The organism is Micromonospora sp. WMMD956 (genome assembly GCF_029626125.1).
Lineage (GTDB): Bacteria > Actinomycetota > Actinomycetes > Mycobacteriales > Micromonosporaceae > Micromonospora > Micromonospora carbonacea.
Map to the genome: position 1 here is coordinate 6,304,661 of NZ_JARUBI010000005.1, position 16,092 is coordinate 6,320,752.

The 16,092-nt window shown below is 73.8% G+C and carries 12 protein-coding genes; 10 read left to right on the forward strand and 2 right to left on the reverse strand.

Annotated elements, in window-relative coordinates:
• Positions 1-11 precede the first annotated feature (11 nt).
• Genes O7628_RS27450 through O7628_RS27465 form a run of 4 tightly spaced genes read left to right on the forward strand, consistent with a single transcriptional unit; the run spans position 12 to position 3,172 of the window.
• Complete coding sequence (locus O7628_RS27450) at positions 12-1,148, forward strand: CoA transferase (protein WP_278134968.1); 1,137 nt, start codon at positions 12-14, stop codon at positions 1,146-1,148.
• Positions 1,133-1,933, forward strand: a complete 801-nt coding sequence (locus O7628_RS27455) for a citryl-CoA lyase (RefSeq protein WP_278134970.1) — start codon at positions 1,133-1,135, stop codon at positions 1,931-1,933. Before O7628_RS27450 ends, O7628_RS27455 begins: the two co-directional genes overlap by 16 nt.
• A 16-nt stretch (positions 1,934-1,949) precedes the next feature.
• Positions 1,950-2,813, forward strand: coding sequence for an extradiol ring-cleavage dioxygenase (locus O7628_RS27460; RefSeq protein WP_074476092.1), 864 nt, complete (start codon positions 1,950-1,952; stop codon positions 2,811-2,813).
• Positions 2,810-3,172: a hypothetical protein gene (locus O7628_RS27465; protein WP_278134974.1), complete on the forward strand. Its 363-nt coding sequence runs from the start codon at positions 2,810-2,812 to the stop codon at positions 3,170-3,172. The genes O7628_RS27460 and O7628_RS27465 overlap by 4 nt, the downstream gene beginning before the upstream one ends.
• A 124-nt stretch (positions 3,173-3,296) precedes the next feature.
• Here O7628_RS27465 and O7628_RS27470 read toward each other — a convergent pair whose 3' ends face one another.
• Positions 3,297-4,751: a family 43 glycosylhydrolase gene (locus O7628_RS27470; protein ID WP_278134976.1), complete on the reverse strand. Its 1,455-nt coding sequence runs from the start codon at positions 4,749-4,751 to the stop codon at positions 3,297-3,299.
• 22 nt (positions 4,752-4,773) lie between these two features.
• Positions 4,774-7,314: an alpha-L-arabinofuranosidase C-terminal domain-containing protein gene (locus tag O7628_RS27475; protein ID WP_278134978.1), complete on the reverse strand. Its 2,541-nt coding sequence runs from the start codon at positions 7,312-7,314 to the stop codon at positions 4,774-4,776.
• Positions 7,315-7,833: 519 nt separating this feature from the next.
• Here O7628_RS27475 and kdpF point away from each other — a divergent pair.
• From kdpF to O7628_RS27505, 6 genes are all read left to right on the forward strand, one after another.
• Positions 7,834-7,923 carry a K(+)-transporting ATPase subunit F gene (kdpF, locus tag O7628_RS27480; RefSeq protein WP_278134980.1) on the forward strand — a complete coding sequence of 30 codons (90 nt, stop codon included), beginning with the start codon at positions 7,834-7,836 and terminating at the stop codon, positions 7,921-7,923.
• On the forward strand, positions 7,923-9,578 hold the full coding sequence (gene kdpA / locus O7628_RS27485) for a potassium-transporting ATPase subunit KdpA (protein WP_278134982.1): 1,656 nt from the start codon (positions 7,923-7,925) through the stop codon (positions 9,576-9,578). Before kdpF ends, kdpA begins: the two co-directional genes overlap by 1 nt.
• A gap of 32 nt (positions 9,579-9,610) precedes the next feature.
• Positions 9,611-11,797 carry a potassium-transporting ATPase subunit KdpB gene (kdpB, locus tag O7628_RS27490; protein WP_278136423.1) on the forward strand — a complete coding sequence of 729 codons (2,187 nt, stop codon included), beginning with the start codon at positions 9,611-9,613 and terminating at the stop codon, positions 11,795-11,797.
• On the forward strand, positions 11,797-12,678 hold the full coding sequence (locus O7628_RS27495) for a potassium-transporting ATPase subunit C (protein ID WP_278134983.1): 882 nt from the start codon (positions 11,797-11,799) through the stop codon (positions 12,676-12,678). The genes kdpB and O7628_RS27495 overlap by 1 nt, the downstream gene beginning before the upstream one ends.
• A gap of 81 nt (positions 12,679-12,759) precedes the next feature.
• Entirely contained in the window at positions 12,760-15,384 is a 2,625-nt protein-coding gene (locus tag O7628_RS27500) for a DUF4118 domain-containing protein (protein ID WP_278134985.1), read from the forward strand.
• Positions 15,381-16,067: a response regulator gene (locus O7628_RS27505; RefSeq protein ID WP_074476083.1), complete on the forward strand. Its 687-nt coding sequence runs from the start codon at positions 15,381-15,383 to the stop codon at positions 16,065-16,067. Before O7628_RS27500 ends, O7628_RS27505 begins: the two co-directional genes overlap by 4 nt.
• Positions 16,068-16,092: the final 25 nt, after the last annotated feature.

The following is a 16,092-nucleotide window of genomic DNA, read 5'->3' on the forward strand; positions in this document are numbered from 1 at the left end:
GTGATCGGGTTATGGGGGAGCAACACTCGGGGCCACTGGACGGGCTCCTCGTCGCGGACTTCTCGCGCATCCTCGCCGGGCCGTACGCGACGATGCTCCTGGCCGACCTCGGCGCGCAGGTGATCAAGGTGGAGGGCCCGGCCGGCGACGACACCCGCACCTGGATGCCGCCGGTGCGCGACGAGGTCTCCACCTACTACCTCGGCATCAACCGCAACAAGCGCTCGATCGCCCTGGACCTGAAGGACCCCGCCGACCTCGACGTCGCCCGACGGCTCGCCGCCCGCGCCGACGTCATGATCGAGAACTTCCGGCCCGGTGGCCTGACCCGCTTCGGCCTGGACTACGCCACCGTCGCCGCCGGCAACTCCCGCGTCGTCTACGCCTCCATCAGCGGCTTCGGCGCCGGCGCGGGCGCGAACTACCCCGGCTACGACCTGATGGTCCAGGCGATCTCCGGCCTGATGAGCCTCACCGGCGACCCCGACGGCCCGCCCTACCGGGCCGGGATCTCCGTGTTCGACGTGATGGCCGGCCTGCACGCCAGCATCGGCATCCTCGCCGCCCTGCACCACCGCGCCCGCACCGGCACCGGCCAGCACGTCGAGGTCAACCTGCTCTCCTCGGCCCTGTCCGGCCTGGTCAACCACAGCAGCGGGTACGTCGCCGGCGGCACCGTGCCGTTCCGGATGGGCAACGCCCACCCGAGCCTGTTCCCCTACGAGCCGCTGCCCACCGCCGACGGCGAGCTCATCGTCATCGCCGGCAACGACGGGCAGTTCCGCAAGCTGTGCCAGGTGCTCGACCTGCCCGACCTGCCCGACGACCCCCGCTTCGGCCGCAACCAGGACCGCACCGCCCACCGCGAGGCCCTGCGCCCGATCCTCGTCGAGCGGCTGGCCCGGCGCACCAAGGACGAGTGGTTCCGCGACCTGCTCGCCGCCGGGGTGCCCTGCGCCCCGATCAACACCATCGACGGCGGGGTCGCCCTGGCCGAGGAGCTCGGCCTCGACCCCGTGGTCACCGTCGGCGACGTGCCCGGCGTCCGCAACCCGATCACCTTCTCCGACACCCCGGCCCGGTACGAGCTGCCGCCGCCGGGTCTCGACGAGCACGGCGAGGAGATCCGCGCATGGCTGACGAGCTGAGCTTCCCCACCTCCCTCGGCACCTCCGACCCGACCACGATCCGGCTGCTCGGCCACGACCTTGCGGCCGACCTGATGGGCTCGGTCGGCTTCGGCGAGCTGGCCTACTGGCTGGTCGCCGGCCGCCGCCCCACCCCGGGCGAGGTGCGCGTGTTCGAGGCCGTGCTGGTGGCGCTCGCCGACCACGGCTTCACCCCGACCGCGATCGCCGCCCGGCTGACGTACCTCAGCGCGCCGGAGTCCCTCCAGGGCGCGCTCGCCGCCGGCCTGCTCGGCGGCGGCTCCCGCTTCCTCGGCGTCACCGAGGACTGCGGGCGCTTCCTCGCCGACACCCTCTCCGCCGCCGGCGACGCCGCGGGGACCGCCGCCGGGCCCGACGACTGGGACGCCATCGCCCTCGACGCGGTGCGCCGGGCCCGCGCCGACAGGCGCCTCGTTCCCGGGCTGGGCCACCCGGTGCACAAGGAGCGGGACCCGCGCACGCCGGTGCTGATCCGCATCGCCGAGGAGGAGGGCCTGCGCGGGCCGCACCTGCGCCTGTTCGAGGCCATCGGCCGGGTCCACCCGCAGGTGCTGGGGCGCACCCTGCCGCTCAACGGGGCCGGCGTGTGCGGCGCGGCGCTGGCCGACCTGGGCCTGCCCGTCGAGCTGCTGCGCGGCTTCGCCCTGCTCGCCCGCGCCGCCGGGCTGCTCGGCCACCTCGCCGAGGAGCGCCGCGACCCGATCGGCATGGACGTCTACCTCGCCGTCGACCGCAACGCCGTCTACCAACCACCCGAGAGCTGACCGTCAAGGAGCCGCCATGGCCACCGTCGTCGCGGTGATCGCCTCCACCCACCACCCGTTCTACTACCGGGCCAGCACCGCCACCGGCGCGGACCGTCCCCCCTTCGCCGACGAGTGGGTCAGCAAGATCCTCGCCTTCCGGGAGACCCTGACCAGGGCGAGGCCGGACGTCCTGGTGATGGTCGGCTCCGACCACTTCCACCAGCTCTGGCTCGACAACATGCCGCAGTTCCTCGTCGGCAAGGCTCCGTTCTACGACGCGAACTGGTACAACGAGGAACGCGAGTTCGGGCTGCCGCGGATGCTGCTCACCGGCCAGGAGGACCTGTCCGGGCACATCCTGCGCGCCGGCCTGGACGCCGGCTTCGACCTGGCGTTCAGCAACGAGCTGCGCATCGACCACAGCATCACCTGCCCGATCGTCACGCTGCGCCCCGAGGCCGACCTGCCGATCGTGCCGATCTACACCAACATCTTCGCCCCGCCGCTGCCGCAGCCGAAGCGCTTCGTCCAGCTCGGCCAGGCCATCCGCGAGATCGTCGAGTCGTGGCCGTCGCACCTGCGGGTGGCGATCATCGGCACCGGCCACCTGTCGCTGGAGCTCGGCGGGCCCCGCCAGTTCGGCCCGCACGGCCCCGACCCCGAGTTCGACCGCCGGGCCGTGGAGTGGATCGCCAACGGCGACCTCGACGGCTGCCTCTCGGAGGTGACCCTCGACAGCCTGCACGCCCCCGGCAACGCCACCCACGGCTTCATGGACTTCATGCTCATGATGGGTGTCGCGGGCGCGGGCGCGAAGGCCGACCACGTCGACACCCTCGACCTGTTCCACACGATGGAGGCCTACTTCACCTGGTACCCGAACGGAGCGCCGGCATGAGCAAATACCTGCTGGACAAGTTCCTCTACACCGTCGACCGGGACCCGGAGCTGGTGGAGCGCTACCGGGCCGACCCGGAGGCCCTGGTGCGGTGGTGGGAGGCCGAGCGGGCCAACGCCGTGCTCAACTGCCACACCGGCGAGGCGAGCACCTGGCTGCGGTTCACCCCGGCCGAGCGGGCCGCGCTGATCGCCCACGACCACGTCGCGCTGTTCCAGCTGGGCGCCCACCCGTTCCTCACCCTGACGCTGTTCATCGCCATGTTCGAGCGGGACAACACCGAGCCGCTGGAGTACCAGAAGGCGTACGCCGCAAGGCTAGCCCACTTCGACCTGCCGTACCCGGACATCGCGACCTGACGGGTCGGCGCGGCGGCCGGGAACCGCCATGTGCGCGCTCACACCGACCGGCCCCGCCCATTCGGGTACGTCGATCAGTGGCGCGTCGTGGCGGTGGCCCGGCCGGGCCACCGCCACGCGCCGGTCAGCTCAGCAGGAACGTCGTCCGGTTCCCGGCCGCCGGCCCGACGATCAGCCGGCCCCGGTCGTGCCGCAGGTACGCGGTGGCGTCGCCGGCGAGCTGGAGGGAGATCCCGCCGCCGTCGCGGGGCACCCGACGGAAACTCGCCGAGGTCGCCTCGGGGCTGCCGGCCGCCACCGGGACGATCTGGACGGTCCCGTCGACGACGCGGACGTACCGGTCGGGGAAGTTGACCGACCGCAGCGACTCGGTGCCCGCGCCGGCCAGCCCCGGCACGAACCGGAACTGGGTGTCGGCCAGCTCGCGCACGCCGGAGTCGACCCGCAGCACGTACTCCCAGTGCCGCACGAACGCGCCGCGGGCGTCGGCGGGGGACAGGCGCACGATCGGGCCGCCCTCGCCCACGGGCACCCCGAACAGCGGGGAGCCGTCGCCGTGCCAGTACAGCCGCTGCACCCGGGTGTGCCGGTTGGGGTCGTAGAGCGGGTCGCCGGTGATGTCGCGGTAGTCGCGGGCGTGGTAGACGAGGACGTCGGTCACCCCGTCCTCGGCGACGGTGAACGAGTTGTGTCCCGGGCCGTACCGCCGGGTCTGCTCCCAGGTGGCGAAGACCGGGTCGGGGGTCTTCACCCACGACCGGTTGTCCAGCAGGTTCGCGCCCGCGTCGGCGGTCAGCAGGCCCATGCAGTAGCGGGCGTCCGTGGCGCTGGCGGAGAAGGTCAGGAACACCCGCCCGTTGCGCACCAGCACCGCCGGGCCCTCGTTGACCGCGAAGCCCTGCGTCTCCCACGCCCGCGTCGGGGTGGCGATGCGCACCGGCTTGGTGCGGATGGACCACGGCGTGTTCATCTCGGCGATGTACAGGCTGGTGTTGACCGCGATCTCCGGCTCGGCCTGCGCCCACACCAGGTAGCGCCGCCCGGCGTGCGCGAAGGTGGTCGCGTCGAGGGAGAAGTCGTCCCACTCCGTCGCGATCTGGCCGCGCAGCGTCCACCCGGCGGGGTCGCGCGGGTCGGCCAGCCCCGACTCCAGCACGTACATCCGGATGCGGAACACGTTGTCGGAGTCCCCGGCGGCGAAGTAGATGTACCACCGCCCGTCGATGCGGTGCAGCTCCGGCGCCCAGATGTGCCCGGCCATCCGTCCGCTGGCGGGCCGCCGCCAGATCACGGACTCGGCCGCGGTGGCCAGGCCGGCGATGGTGGACGCGCCGCGCACGACGATCCGGTCGTACTCCGGCACGGAGCCGGTGAAGTAGTACGTCCCGGCGACCGGGCGGGTGATGAACGGGTCGGCGCGCTGGGTGATCAGCGGGTCGACGGTGGTGACGCCGTAGACCTCGGCGTCGGTGCGGGCCACGCCCGGCCGGGGGCCGGCGGTGGCCGCGGAGGACAGCCCGGCGACCATGCCGGTCGCCGCCACGCCCAGCCCGCCGCGCAGCAGGACACGTCGGCTCATCGAGTACGTCATCGTGGCTACCTCACTTGGTCCGGATGCGCAGGAAGGTGACGGAGTTCGGCGCGAAGGTGCGGGTGAACGTGCCGGCGATGCCGCCGACGGTCCGGGTGGCCGGCTGGATCGGCTCGGCCGAGCGGGTGTTCTGCTCGCCCGGGTCGCCGGTGATCACGGTCATCCGGGCCCGGTCGCGCACCCGCAGCCCGCCCAGGTCCACCCGGGTCACGGCGGGCCGGTCCTGGGCGTTGACCACCTTCACGATCAGCTCGCCGGTGGCGTCGTCGCGGGTGACGACCTGGGTGAACGTGCGGGTCACCCGGTCGTCGGTGAAGCTGGCCCACTCCTGGCCGTCGAGGAACAGCGTGACCTTCGTGCCGCGCACCTGCACCCGCACGTCGTACGTGGTGCCGGTGGTGATCCGGTTCGGCTTGGCGACCAGGGTCTCCTTGGCCCCGTTGGTGGCCTTCTCCACCGCGCCCTGGGTGTTGTTCCAGCCGCCGAGGTTCCACCAGTAGAAGTTGCCGGAGTCCTTCACCCCGAACGCGACGAGGAAGCCCTCCGCGCCGGCGTTCTTGCGGGCCTTGAGCGTCAGGTCGTAGTCGCTGGCCGTGACGTCGGCGGCCCTGACCAGCGTGTCCTGCGCGCCGGTGTCCGACTGGGTGTACGCGCCGTCGACCACCGACCAGGAGCCCCGGTTCGCCAGCGGCGTCCAGGCGTCGGCCCCGGCGGAGAAGTCGTCGGCGAACAGCACCGTGCCGTCGGGGGTGGTCACCCGCACGTCGTCGTACGTCGCCGAGGTGGCCCAGGTCGACAGGCCGATCCCGCCGGTGATCGGCGTCGGCGCGGTGGACGGGCCGGTGACCCGGCTCGGCACGGTCCGGTCGCCGACGTTGTTCATGAACAGCTTCTGCACCTGGTAGCTGGTGGAGCCCCACGACTCGTCGTTGTCGAACCAGATCAGGTCGGGCCGCCACTGGACGTTGTCCACGTTGGCCAGCAGCGGCGCGTACGAGGCCATCCGCACCACGTCGGCGTTGCGCTCCAGGCCGGTCAGGTACGCCGCCTCGGCCAGCGAGTTGGCCAGCTTGTTGCCCTGTGAGGCGTACTCGCCGAGGAAGACCTTCGGGCCGGCGCGGTCGTAGGAGTCGTAGCGGGTGGTGTTCTGCAGGAACCACGCCGGGCTGTTGTAGTAGTGCTCGTCGACCATGTCGACGCCGGCGTCGCGGTTGAGCTGCCAGAGCCGGTCGAAGGTGCCGCCGGCGTCGTCGGGGCCGGAGTTGCCGATCACGGTGATCCCCGGGTGCGCCGCCTCGATCGCCGCGCGGAACTTCTGGAAGTTGGCGAAGTAGGCGTCCGGCAGGTTCTCCTCGTTGCCGACGGCGAGGTGGGTCAGGCCGAACGGCCTGGGGTGCCCCATCGAGGCGCGCAGGCGGCCCCAGGTGGAGCTGGCCGGGCCGTTGGCGAACTCGATCAGGTCGAGGGTGTCGGCGATGTGGCGTTGCAGCAGGGCCTCGTCGGCGGTGGCCTGGTTCTGGCCGCAGCCGGTGACCAGGGCGGGCACGACGGGCAGCGGCATCGCGCCGATGTCCTCGGCGAACTGGAAGTACTCGTAGTAGCCCAGGCCGTAGGACTGGTTGTAGCCCCAGAAGTTGGCGTTGGTGGCGCGGGTCTCGACCGGGCCGACGGTGTCCTTCCACTGGTAGGAGCGGGCCCGGGGCCAGTTCGAGGCGGCGTCGTAGCCGGACATGCTGCCGGTGTTGACCAGGCAGCCGCCGGGGAAGCGGACGAAGCCGGGCTTCAGCGCCGCGATCTTCTCGGCGAGGTCGCGGCGCAGGCCGTTGGGGCGCTTGCGGAAGGTGTCGCGGGGGAACAGCGAGACCATGTCCAGCCGCAGGACGCCGGTGCCGCCCGCGCGCACGGACAGTCGGCCGGCGTCGGTGGTGCGGGTCGCCTTCAGCGTCCCGGTGTACTTCGTCCAGCGGTCGCCGCGCACGGCGCGGGTCAGGGGCGCGGCGAGCGGCCGGCCCGCGGCGTCGTGCAGGGTGACGGTCAGGGGGGTCCCGGCGGCGGCGTCGGTGCGGGCCCAGACCGAGAAGTCGTACGCGCCGCCGGCGCGCAGCGCGATCCCGGTGGTGAAGCCGGCGTTCGTCACGCCGTACCGGCCGCCGCCGGGGTTGTCGAGGTCGAGGCGCAGGTAGGTGCGGTTGCGCTCGTGCAGCCGGGCGGCGTCGTCCGCCGTGGACGCGGTGCCGACGCCGCCGGCGTCGGCGGTGGGCGTCCAGCCGGTCAGCGGCGTGTAGGACCGGTTGTCGGCCGGGCCGAACTCGAAGGAGCGGTTGCGGACCAGCTCGGCGTAGAGCCCGCCGTCGGCGGCGAAGTTGATGTCCTCGAAGAACACCCCGTACATGGAGTCGCTGATCGGGGTGCCGGCGGCGGCCGGGTCGACGGTGATGGTGTATTCGGGCTGCGGGGCCGGCGTCCTGGCCAGGCCGGGCGCGGCGGTGGCGACGGTGGTGGCCACCAGCGCGGCCGCCGCGAGGCCGAGCAGTGGGTGCGGTCGGAACATGTGTGCCTCCTGGACATCGGCACCGCCCCGGGCGCGCCGTGCCCGGGGCCCGACGCGCCGCGCCCCGGCCGGACGGACCTGGATGTGAGCGCTAACACGGGGGAGTATTGCGGGCCGTTGAAAACCGGTCAATAGCCGGGTTACCGGGAAGTACCTCCGGAGCGCGTTTTCCCGCGCTCAGCGTCCGCTCCGTGGCGCTGCGCGACCGGGCGGTCACCCTGCCGCCTCCCCGTCGGGCCGCGCCGGCGCGACGGCTCCGGCCCGGCGGGGGTGACCGCCCTCACGGCCGCGACCGGTCCGCGTGAAAACGGCGTCAAGAAACGGCCCGTCGCCGTCACGGTCGCGTTATGGCCCCTGTCCGCGCGCCGCGTGGCGGGATGTGATGGCCCGGCGCGGCCGGCCCGGTCGCGGCGACCGTGTCCGGTAGGAGGAAACGACCGTGTCCGACCTGGGGTACGTGCTGGTGACGGTGGCGCTGTTCGCGGCGCTCGCCCTCCTGGTGAGGGGCGTGGAGAAGCTGTGAACGCCGTCAACGCCGTCGGCCTGGTGCTGGCGATCGGCCTGGGCGTGCTCCTGGTGATCGCCCTGCTGTTCCCGGAGCGGTTCTGATGACCACGACGACAGCCGGCGCGCTGTCCGCGCTCTCGCTCGTGGCGGCCCTGGCCGCCGCCTACCGGCCGTTCGGCGACCACCTGTACCGCGTGGTGGCGGGCACCCGGCACGCCCGCGTCGAGCGGGTCGTCTACCGCCTGGTCGGGGTCGACCCGGCCGCCGGGCAGACCTGGGGCGTGTACGCCCGCGCGGTGCTGGCCTTCTCCGCCGTCTCGATCCTCTTCCTGTACGCGTTCCAGCGCGTGCAGGACCACCTGTGGCTGTCCCTGGGCTTCGCCCCGGTGGTGCCGCACGGCGCGTGGAACACCGCCGTGTCGTTCGTGACCAACACGAACTGGCAGTGGTATTCGGGCGAGTCGACCATGGGCCACCTGGTGCAGATGGCCGGGCTGGCGGTGCAGAACTTCGTCTCCGCCGCCGTCGGCATCGCCGTCGCGGTCGCCCTGGTCCGCGGGTTCGCCCGGGGCCGCACGGGTGAGCTGGGCAACTTCTGGGTCGACCTGACCCGGATCGTGCTGCGGGTCCTGCTGCCCGTGGCGGTGCTCGGGGCGCTCGTGCTGATGCTCGGCGGCGTGGTGCAGAACCTCTCCGCCGGCACCGACGTCACCACGCTCACCGGCGGGACCCAGACGATCACCGGCGGGCCCGTGGCCAGCCAGGAAGTGATCAAGGAGCTGGGCACCAACGGCGGCGGCTTCTACAACGCCAACAGCGCCCATCCGTTCGAGAACCCGACGGCCTGGACGAACTGGCTGGAGATCTTCCTCCTCCTGGTGATCCCGTTCAGCCTGCCCCGGGTGTTCGGCCGGATGGTCGGCCAGCACCGGCAGGGGTACGCCATCGTCGCGGTCACGGCGATCCTGGCGGTGGCGAGCGTCGCCCTGACCAACGTTTTCGAGCTGGCCGGCCACGGCACGGTGCCCCAGGCGGTCGGGGCGGCGCTGGAGGGCAAGGAGGTGCGCTTCGGGGTGTCGGGCTCGGCGACCTTCGCCGCGGCGACGACGCTCACCTCCACCGGCGCGGTGAACTCGTTCCACGACTCGTACACGGCCCTGGGCGGGATGATGCCGCTGGTCAACATGATGCTCGGCGAGGTGGCGCCCGGCGGTGTCGGCTCCGGCCTCTACGGGATGCTGGTCCTCGCGGTGATCACCGTCTTCGTCGCCGGCCTGATGGTGGGCCGGACCCCGGAGTACGTGGGCAAGAAGATCGGCGCACGGGAGATCAAGCTCGCGTCGCTGTACTTCCTGGTCACCCCGGCGTTGGTGCTGGCCGGGACGGCGGCTGCCTTCGCCACCGGCAACGACTCGACGGCCCTGAACGCCGGCCCGCACGGCCTGTCCGAGGTGCTCTACGCGTTCACCTCGGCGAGCAACAACAACGGCTCCGCGTTCGCCGGCATCACGGTCGGCACCCCGTGGTGGAACACCGCCCTGGGCCTGTGCATGCTGCTGGGCCGGTTCCTGCCGATCATCTTCGTGCTCGCCCTGGCCGGCGCCCTGGCCCGCCAGGCGCCCACCCCCGCCACCGCGGGCACCCTGCCGACCCACCGGCCGCTGTTCGTCGGGATGGTCGTCGGCGTCACGGTGATTCTGGTCGCGCTGACCTTCCTGCCCGCCCTCGCGCTCGGCCCCCTCGCCGAGGGGCTGTGACCACCATGAGAGAGAAGGACATGACAACGTCCATGCCGGCACCGCACGGCACCGCCGACGCGGGCACCGCCGGCACGCCCGCCACCCGGGGCAACCCGGCCGGCGGCGGCCTGCTCGACCCGGGGCAGCTCCTGGCCGCCCTGCCGGACGCGCTGCGCAAGCTCGACCCGCGCACCCTGTGGCGCAACCCGGTGCTGCTGATCGTGGAGCTCGGCGCGGCCTTCACCACCGTGCTCGCCGTGACCGACCCCTCGGTCTTCGCCTGGGCCATCACCGGCTGGCTCTGGCTCACCGTGGTCTTCGCCAACCTCGCCGAGGCCGTCGCCGAGGGGCGCGGCAAGGCCCAGGCCGCCACCCTGCGCCGGGCCAAGCAGGAGACCATCGCCACCCGGCTGGTCGGCTGGTCTGCGGGCGCGCCCGCCGACGCCTACCGGGACGAGGCGGTGCCCGCCGCCGAGCTGCGGCAGGGCGACGTCGTGCTCGTCCGCGCCGGCGGGATCATCCCCGGTGACGGCGACGTCGTCGAGGGCATCGCCAGCGTCGACGAGTCGGCCATCACCGGCGAGTCCGCCCCCGTCATCCGGGAGTCCGGCGGCGACCGCAGCGCCGTCACCGGCGGCACGAGGGTGCTCTCCGACCGGATCGTCGTGCGGATCACCCAGCGGCCGGGGGAGAGCTTCGTCGACCGGATGATCGCCCTGGTCGAGGGCGCGAACCGGCAGAAGACGCCGAACGAGATCGCGCTCAACATCCTGCTCGCCGCGCTCACCCTCATCTTCCTGCTGGCCGTGGTCACGCTCCAGCCCCTCGCCGTCTTCTCGAAGGGCTACCAGGGCGCGGCGCCGGACACCGGCGCGATCACCGAGGCCGGCGTCAGCGGCGTGGTGCTGGTGTCGTTGCTGGTCTGCCTCATTCCCACCACCATCGGCGCGTTGCTCTCGGCGATCGGCATCGCCGGCATGGACCGCCTGGTGCAGCGCAACGTGCTGGCCATGAGCGGCCGGGCCGTCGAGGCCGCCGGTGACGTGCACACCCTGCTGCTGGACAAGACCGGCACCATCACCCTCGGCAACCGGCAGGCGGCCGAGTTCCGGCCCGTCGACGGGGTCGACGCCGCCGAGCTGGCCGACGCGGCCCAACTGTCCAGCCTCGCCGACGAGACCCCCGAGGGCCGGTCCGTGGTCGTCCTCGCCAGGAACGCCTTCGGGCTGCGGGAGCGGGAACCGGGCCTCGTGCCGCACGCCACGTTCGTGCCGTTCACCGCCCAGACCCGGATGAGCGGCGTCGACCTCGCCCCGGACGGCGACGCCACCGGTCCCGCCCGGCGGGTCCGAAAGGGCGCGGCGGCAGCCGTGACGAAGTGGGTCCGTGAGCACGGCGGCCACCCCACCGAGCAGGTCGGCCGGGTGGTCGACGAGATCAGCGGGCTCGGCGGCACCCCGCTCGTGGTGGCCGAGCACGTCCGGGGCGCACCGGCGCGGGCGCTCGGCGTGATCCACCTCAAGGACGTGGTCAAGCCGGGCATGCGGGAGCGCTTCGACGAGATGCGCCGGATGGGCATCCGCACCGTCATGATCACGGGCGACAACCCCCGCACCGCGCAGGCGATCGCCGACGAGGCCGGCGTCGACGACTTCCTCGCCGAGGCCACGCCGGAGGACAAGCTCGACCTGATCAGGCGCGAGCAGGCCGGCGGCCGGTTGGTCGCGATGACCGGTGACGGCACCAACGACGCCCCGGCGCTGGCCCAGGCCGACGTCGGGGTGGCCATGAACACCGGCACGTCGGCGGCGAAGGAGGCCGGCAACATGGTCGACCTCGACTCCGACCCGACCAAGCTCATCGAGATCGTCGAGATCGGCAAGCAACTCCTCATCACCCGGGGCGCCCTGACCACCTTCTCCATCGCCAACGACATCGCGAAGTACTTCGCGATCATCCCGGCCATGTTCGCCGGCATCTACCCGGGCCTGGACACGCTGAACGTCATGCGGCTGGCCAGCCCGGAGTCCGCGATCCTCTCGGCCGTCGTGTTCAACGCGATCGTCATCGTCGCGCTCATCCCGCTGGCCCTGCGGGGCGTGCGCTACCGGCCGGCGGCGGCGACGACGCTGCTGCGCCGCAACCTGCTGGTCTACGGCCTCGGCGGCATCGTCGTGCCGTTCGTCGGCATCAAGCTCATCGACCTGCTCGTCCAGTTCGTCCCGGGGATCTCGTGATGCGCCTACCCACCTGGCTCGCCCAACACCTGGCCGCCCTGCGCGCCCTGCTCGTGCTCACCGCCCTGCTCGGCCTCGCGTACCCGCTCGCCCTGGTCGCCGCCGGCCGGCTGCCCGGCCTCGACGCCCGCGCCGACGGATCGCTCGTCACCGCCGGCGGCCGGACCGTCGGCAGCGCGGTCATCGGCCAGGCGTTCACCGACGCCGACGGCGACCCCGTCCCGCGCTACTTCCAGTCCCGCCCCTCGGCGGCCGGCGACGGCTACGATCCCACCGCCACGGCGGCGAGCAACCTCGGCCCGGAGAGCGTCGTCGACACCCTGGCCGCCGACCCCGCCGACTCGTCGGCGAGCCTGCTCACCCGGGTCTGCGCCCGCAGCCGGGCCGTCGGCGCGCTGAACGGGGTGGACGGGCGGCGGCCGTACTGCACCGTCGACGGGGTCGGCGCGGTCCTCGGCGTGTTCCACCGCGACGGGTTCACCGGCCCGGTCACCCGGGTCGTCAGCGTCAACCAGACCGCACCCGCCACCCCGTTCGTGGCAGCCTGGCAGGGCGTCGCGGTGGAGCTGGCGCGGCCCGGCGAGGACTACGTCGCGGCCGGGGCGGTGATCGTCCCGGTGCGCGGCGACGCCCCGGCCGACCCGGCCGTGCCCGCCGACGCGGTGACCGCCAGCGGCAGCGGCCTCGACCCGCACATCAGCCCCGCGTACGCCGAACTCCAGGTCACCCGCGTGGCCCGCGAGCGCGGCGCGGACCCGGCGGCCGTCCGGCGGCTGGTGGCCGCGCACACCACCGGCCGGGCGCTGGGCTTCCTGGGCGAGCCCGGCGTTAACGTGCTGGAGCTGAACCTCGCCCTCGACCGGTGGTTCCCCGCTCGGTGAACCCTCGCCGGGGCGGACCACCGCCGGCCCGCCCCGGCGATGCCCGCCCGGACGACGTCGACCCACGGAAGGAGGAACACGGTGCCCACCGGAGAGCTGCGCGTCTACCTCGGGGCCGCGCCCGGCGTCGGCAAGACGTACGCGATGCTCGAAGAGGCCCGACGGCGGGCCGCGCGCGGCACCGACGTGGTGATCGGGCTGGTCGAGACCCACGGCCGCCCGCACACCGCCGCCATGGTCGGCGACCTCGAACAGGTGCCCCGGCGGATCCTCACCCACCGGGGCGTGCAGCTCACCGAGCTGGACCTCGACGGCGTGCTGGCCCGCCGCCCCGAGGTCGCCGTCGTCGACGAGCTGGCCCACACCAACGTGCCCGGTTCCCGCCACGACAAGCGCTGGCAGGACGTGCGGGAGCTGCTCGACGCCGGCATCACCGTGCTGACCACCGTCAACGTCCAGCACCTGGAGTCGCTCAACGACGTGGTCGCCCGGATCACCGGCACCACCCAGCGCGAGACCGTCCCGGACGCCGTCGTCCGCGCCGCCGAGCAGGTCGAGCTCGTCGACATGACCCCGGAGGCGCTGCGCCGGCGGATGGCCCACGGCAACGTCTACGGCCCCGACCGGATCGACGCCGCCCTCGGCAACTACTTCCGGGTCGGCAACCTCACCGCCCTGCGCGAGCTGGCCCTGCTCTGGCTCGCCGACACCGTCGACGACCAGCTCGGCGCGTACCGCGCCCAGCAGGGCATCTCCGACACCTGGGAGGCCCGCGAACGTGTCGTCGTGGCCCTGACCGGCGGGCCGGAGGGGGACACGCTGATCCGCCGCGCCGCCCGGATCGCCGCCCGGGGCCGGGGCGCGGACCTGCTGGCCGTGCACGTCGCCCGCAGCGACGGCCTGGCCGGCGCCGACCCCGCCCGGCTGGCCCGCCAGCGGGTCCTCGTCGAGGGCCTCGGCGGCACCTACCACCAGGTGCTCGGCGCGGACGTCCCGGCGGCGCTGCTCGACTTCGCCCGGGGTGTCAACGCCACCCAGCTCGTGCTCGGCGCGAGCCGGCGGGGCCGGTTCGCCCAGCTCTTCTCCCGGGGCGTCGGCGTCACCACCACCGCCCTGTCCGGGCCGATCGACGTGCACCTGGTCACCCACCCCGAGGCCGGGCGCGGCCGGCGGGCCGCCGCCACACCGGCCGCCCTGTCGCGGCGGCGCAGGCTGCTCGGCTTCGCCCTCGCGGCGCTCGGCATGCCGGCGCTCACCCTGGCGCTGCGCACCCTGCCGGATCTCACCCTCACCAACGACATCCTGCTGTTCCTCGCCGGGGTCGTGGGGGTGGCCCTGGTCGGCGGCCTCTGGCCGGCGCTGGTCGCGGCCCTCGGCGGGTCGCTGCTGCTCAACTGGTTCTTCACCCCGCCGTACCGCACGCTGACCATCGCCGAGGCCGACAACCTGTTGGCGCTGGGCGTCTTCGTCAGCGTCGCCGTCGCCGTGAGCTGGGTCGTCGACGTGGCCGCCCGACGCACCCGGGAGGCCGCCCGGGCCTCCGCCGACGCGCAGACCCTCGCCACCGTGGCCGGCGGCGTGCTGCGCGGCGAGCGCCCGCTGCCGGCCCTGCTGGACCGGCTGCGGGAGACGTTCGCGCTGCGCGCGGTCAGCGTCCTGGAGCTGGTCGACGAGGCGCGGGGCCGCCCCGACCGGGACCGGGACCGGGCCGCCTGGCGGGTGGTGGCCAGCGTCGGGGACGCCCCGGCCGGCAGCCCCGACGCGGGGGAGACGGCCGTGCCCGTCGACGACACGCTCACCGTCGTGCTGTCCGGCCGGCGGTTGGCGGCCGCCGACCGGCGCGTCGTCGAGGCGTTCGCCGCCCAGGCCGCCGTCGCGCTGCGACAGGAACGCCTCGCCGTTCAGGCCGCCGCCGCCGGGCCCCTCGCGGAGGCCGACCGGATGCGCACCGCGCTGCTCGCCGCCGTCAGCCACGACCTGCGTACGCCCCTGGCGTCGGCGAAGGCGGCGGTGAGCAGCCTGCGCAGCCCCGACGTCGAGTTCGACGCCGACGACCGCGAGGAGCTGCTCGCCACCGCCGACGAGTCCCTCGACCGGCTGGGTCGGCTGGTGGCGAACCTGCTGGACATGAGCCGGTTGCAGGCCGGCGCGCTCGGCGTCACCGCCACCGCCGTCGGGCTGGAGGACGTGGTGCCCCGGGCGTTGGACGAGCTCGGCCCGGCCGCCGCCGACGTCGGCACCGACCTGCCCGCGGACCTGCCCGCCGCGTGGGCCGACCCCGGGCTGCTGGAACGCGTGCTGGTCAACGTCGTCGCGAACGCCCTGCGGCACAGCCCGCCCGGCCGCCCACCCACCGTCGCCGCCAGCGCCCACGCCGGCCAGGTCGAGCTGCGGGTGGTCGACACCGGCCCCGGCATCCCCGCCGACCAGTGGGAGCACGTCTTCCTGCCGTTCCAGCGCCTCGGCGACCGCGACAACCAGGCCGGGGTGGGCCTCGGTCTCGCCCTGTCCCGCGGGCTCGTCGAGGCCATGGGTGGCACCATCACCCCCGAGACCACCCCCGGTGGGGGGCTGACCATGGTGCTGCGCCTGCCCGCCGCTGGTCCACCGGGCCGGCCCGGGCCGCCGGAGGCCGGGGAACGGCATGGGCCGCAAGCGCAGCACCAGCCGGAGGCACAAGGGAAGCCGGAGGGGCCGCAGGGATGAGCCGCATCCTCGTCGTCGACGACGAGCCCCAGATCCTGCGCGCGCTGCGCATCAACCTGCGTGCCCGCGGCTATGACGTGCGGGTCGCCGAGACCGGCACGGCCGCGTTGAAGGCCGCCGCCGCCCACCCGCCGGACCTGGTGGTGCTCGACCTCGGGCTGCCCGACCTCGACGGCGTGGAGGTGATCCGGGGCCTGCGCGGGTGGACGAGCGTGCCGATCATCGTGCTGTCGGGCCGGGCCGGCAGCGAGGACAAGGTCGCCGCCCTCGACGCGGGCGCCGACGACTACGTCACCAAGCCCTTCGGCGTCGACGAACTGCTCGCCCGCATCCGCGCCGTCACCCGCCGCCTCGCCACCCCGTCGGCGGACGGCGCGACCCCGGCCCCGCGCGTGGGGCGGCACACGGTCGACCTGGTCGACCGCACGGTCACCCGCGACGACGGCGCGCCGGTGCGGCTCACCCCCACCCAGTGGGCGGTGCTCGACAAGCTGCTGCGCCACCCCGGCAAGCTGGTCAGCCAGCGGCAGCTGCTGCACGACGTGTGGGGACCGGAATACCAGAACGAGACCAACTACCTGCGGCAGTACATGGCCCAACTGCGGCGCAAGCTGGAGGACGACCCGGCCCGGCCCCGGCACCTGATCACCGAGCCGGGCATGGGCTACCGCTACCGCCCCTGACCCCGACGGCGCAGGTCATCGCCGG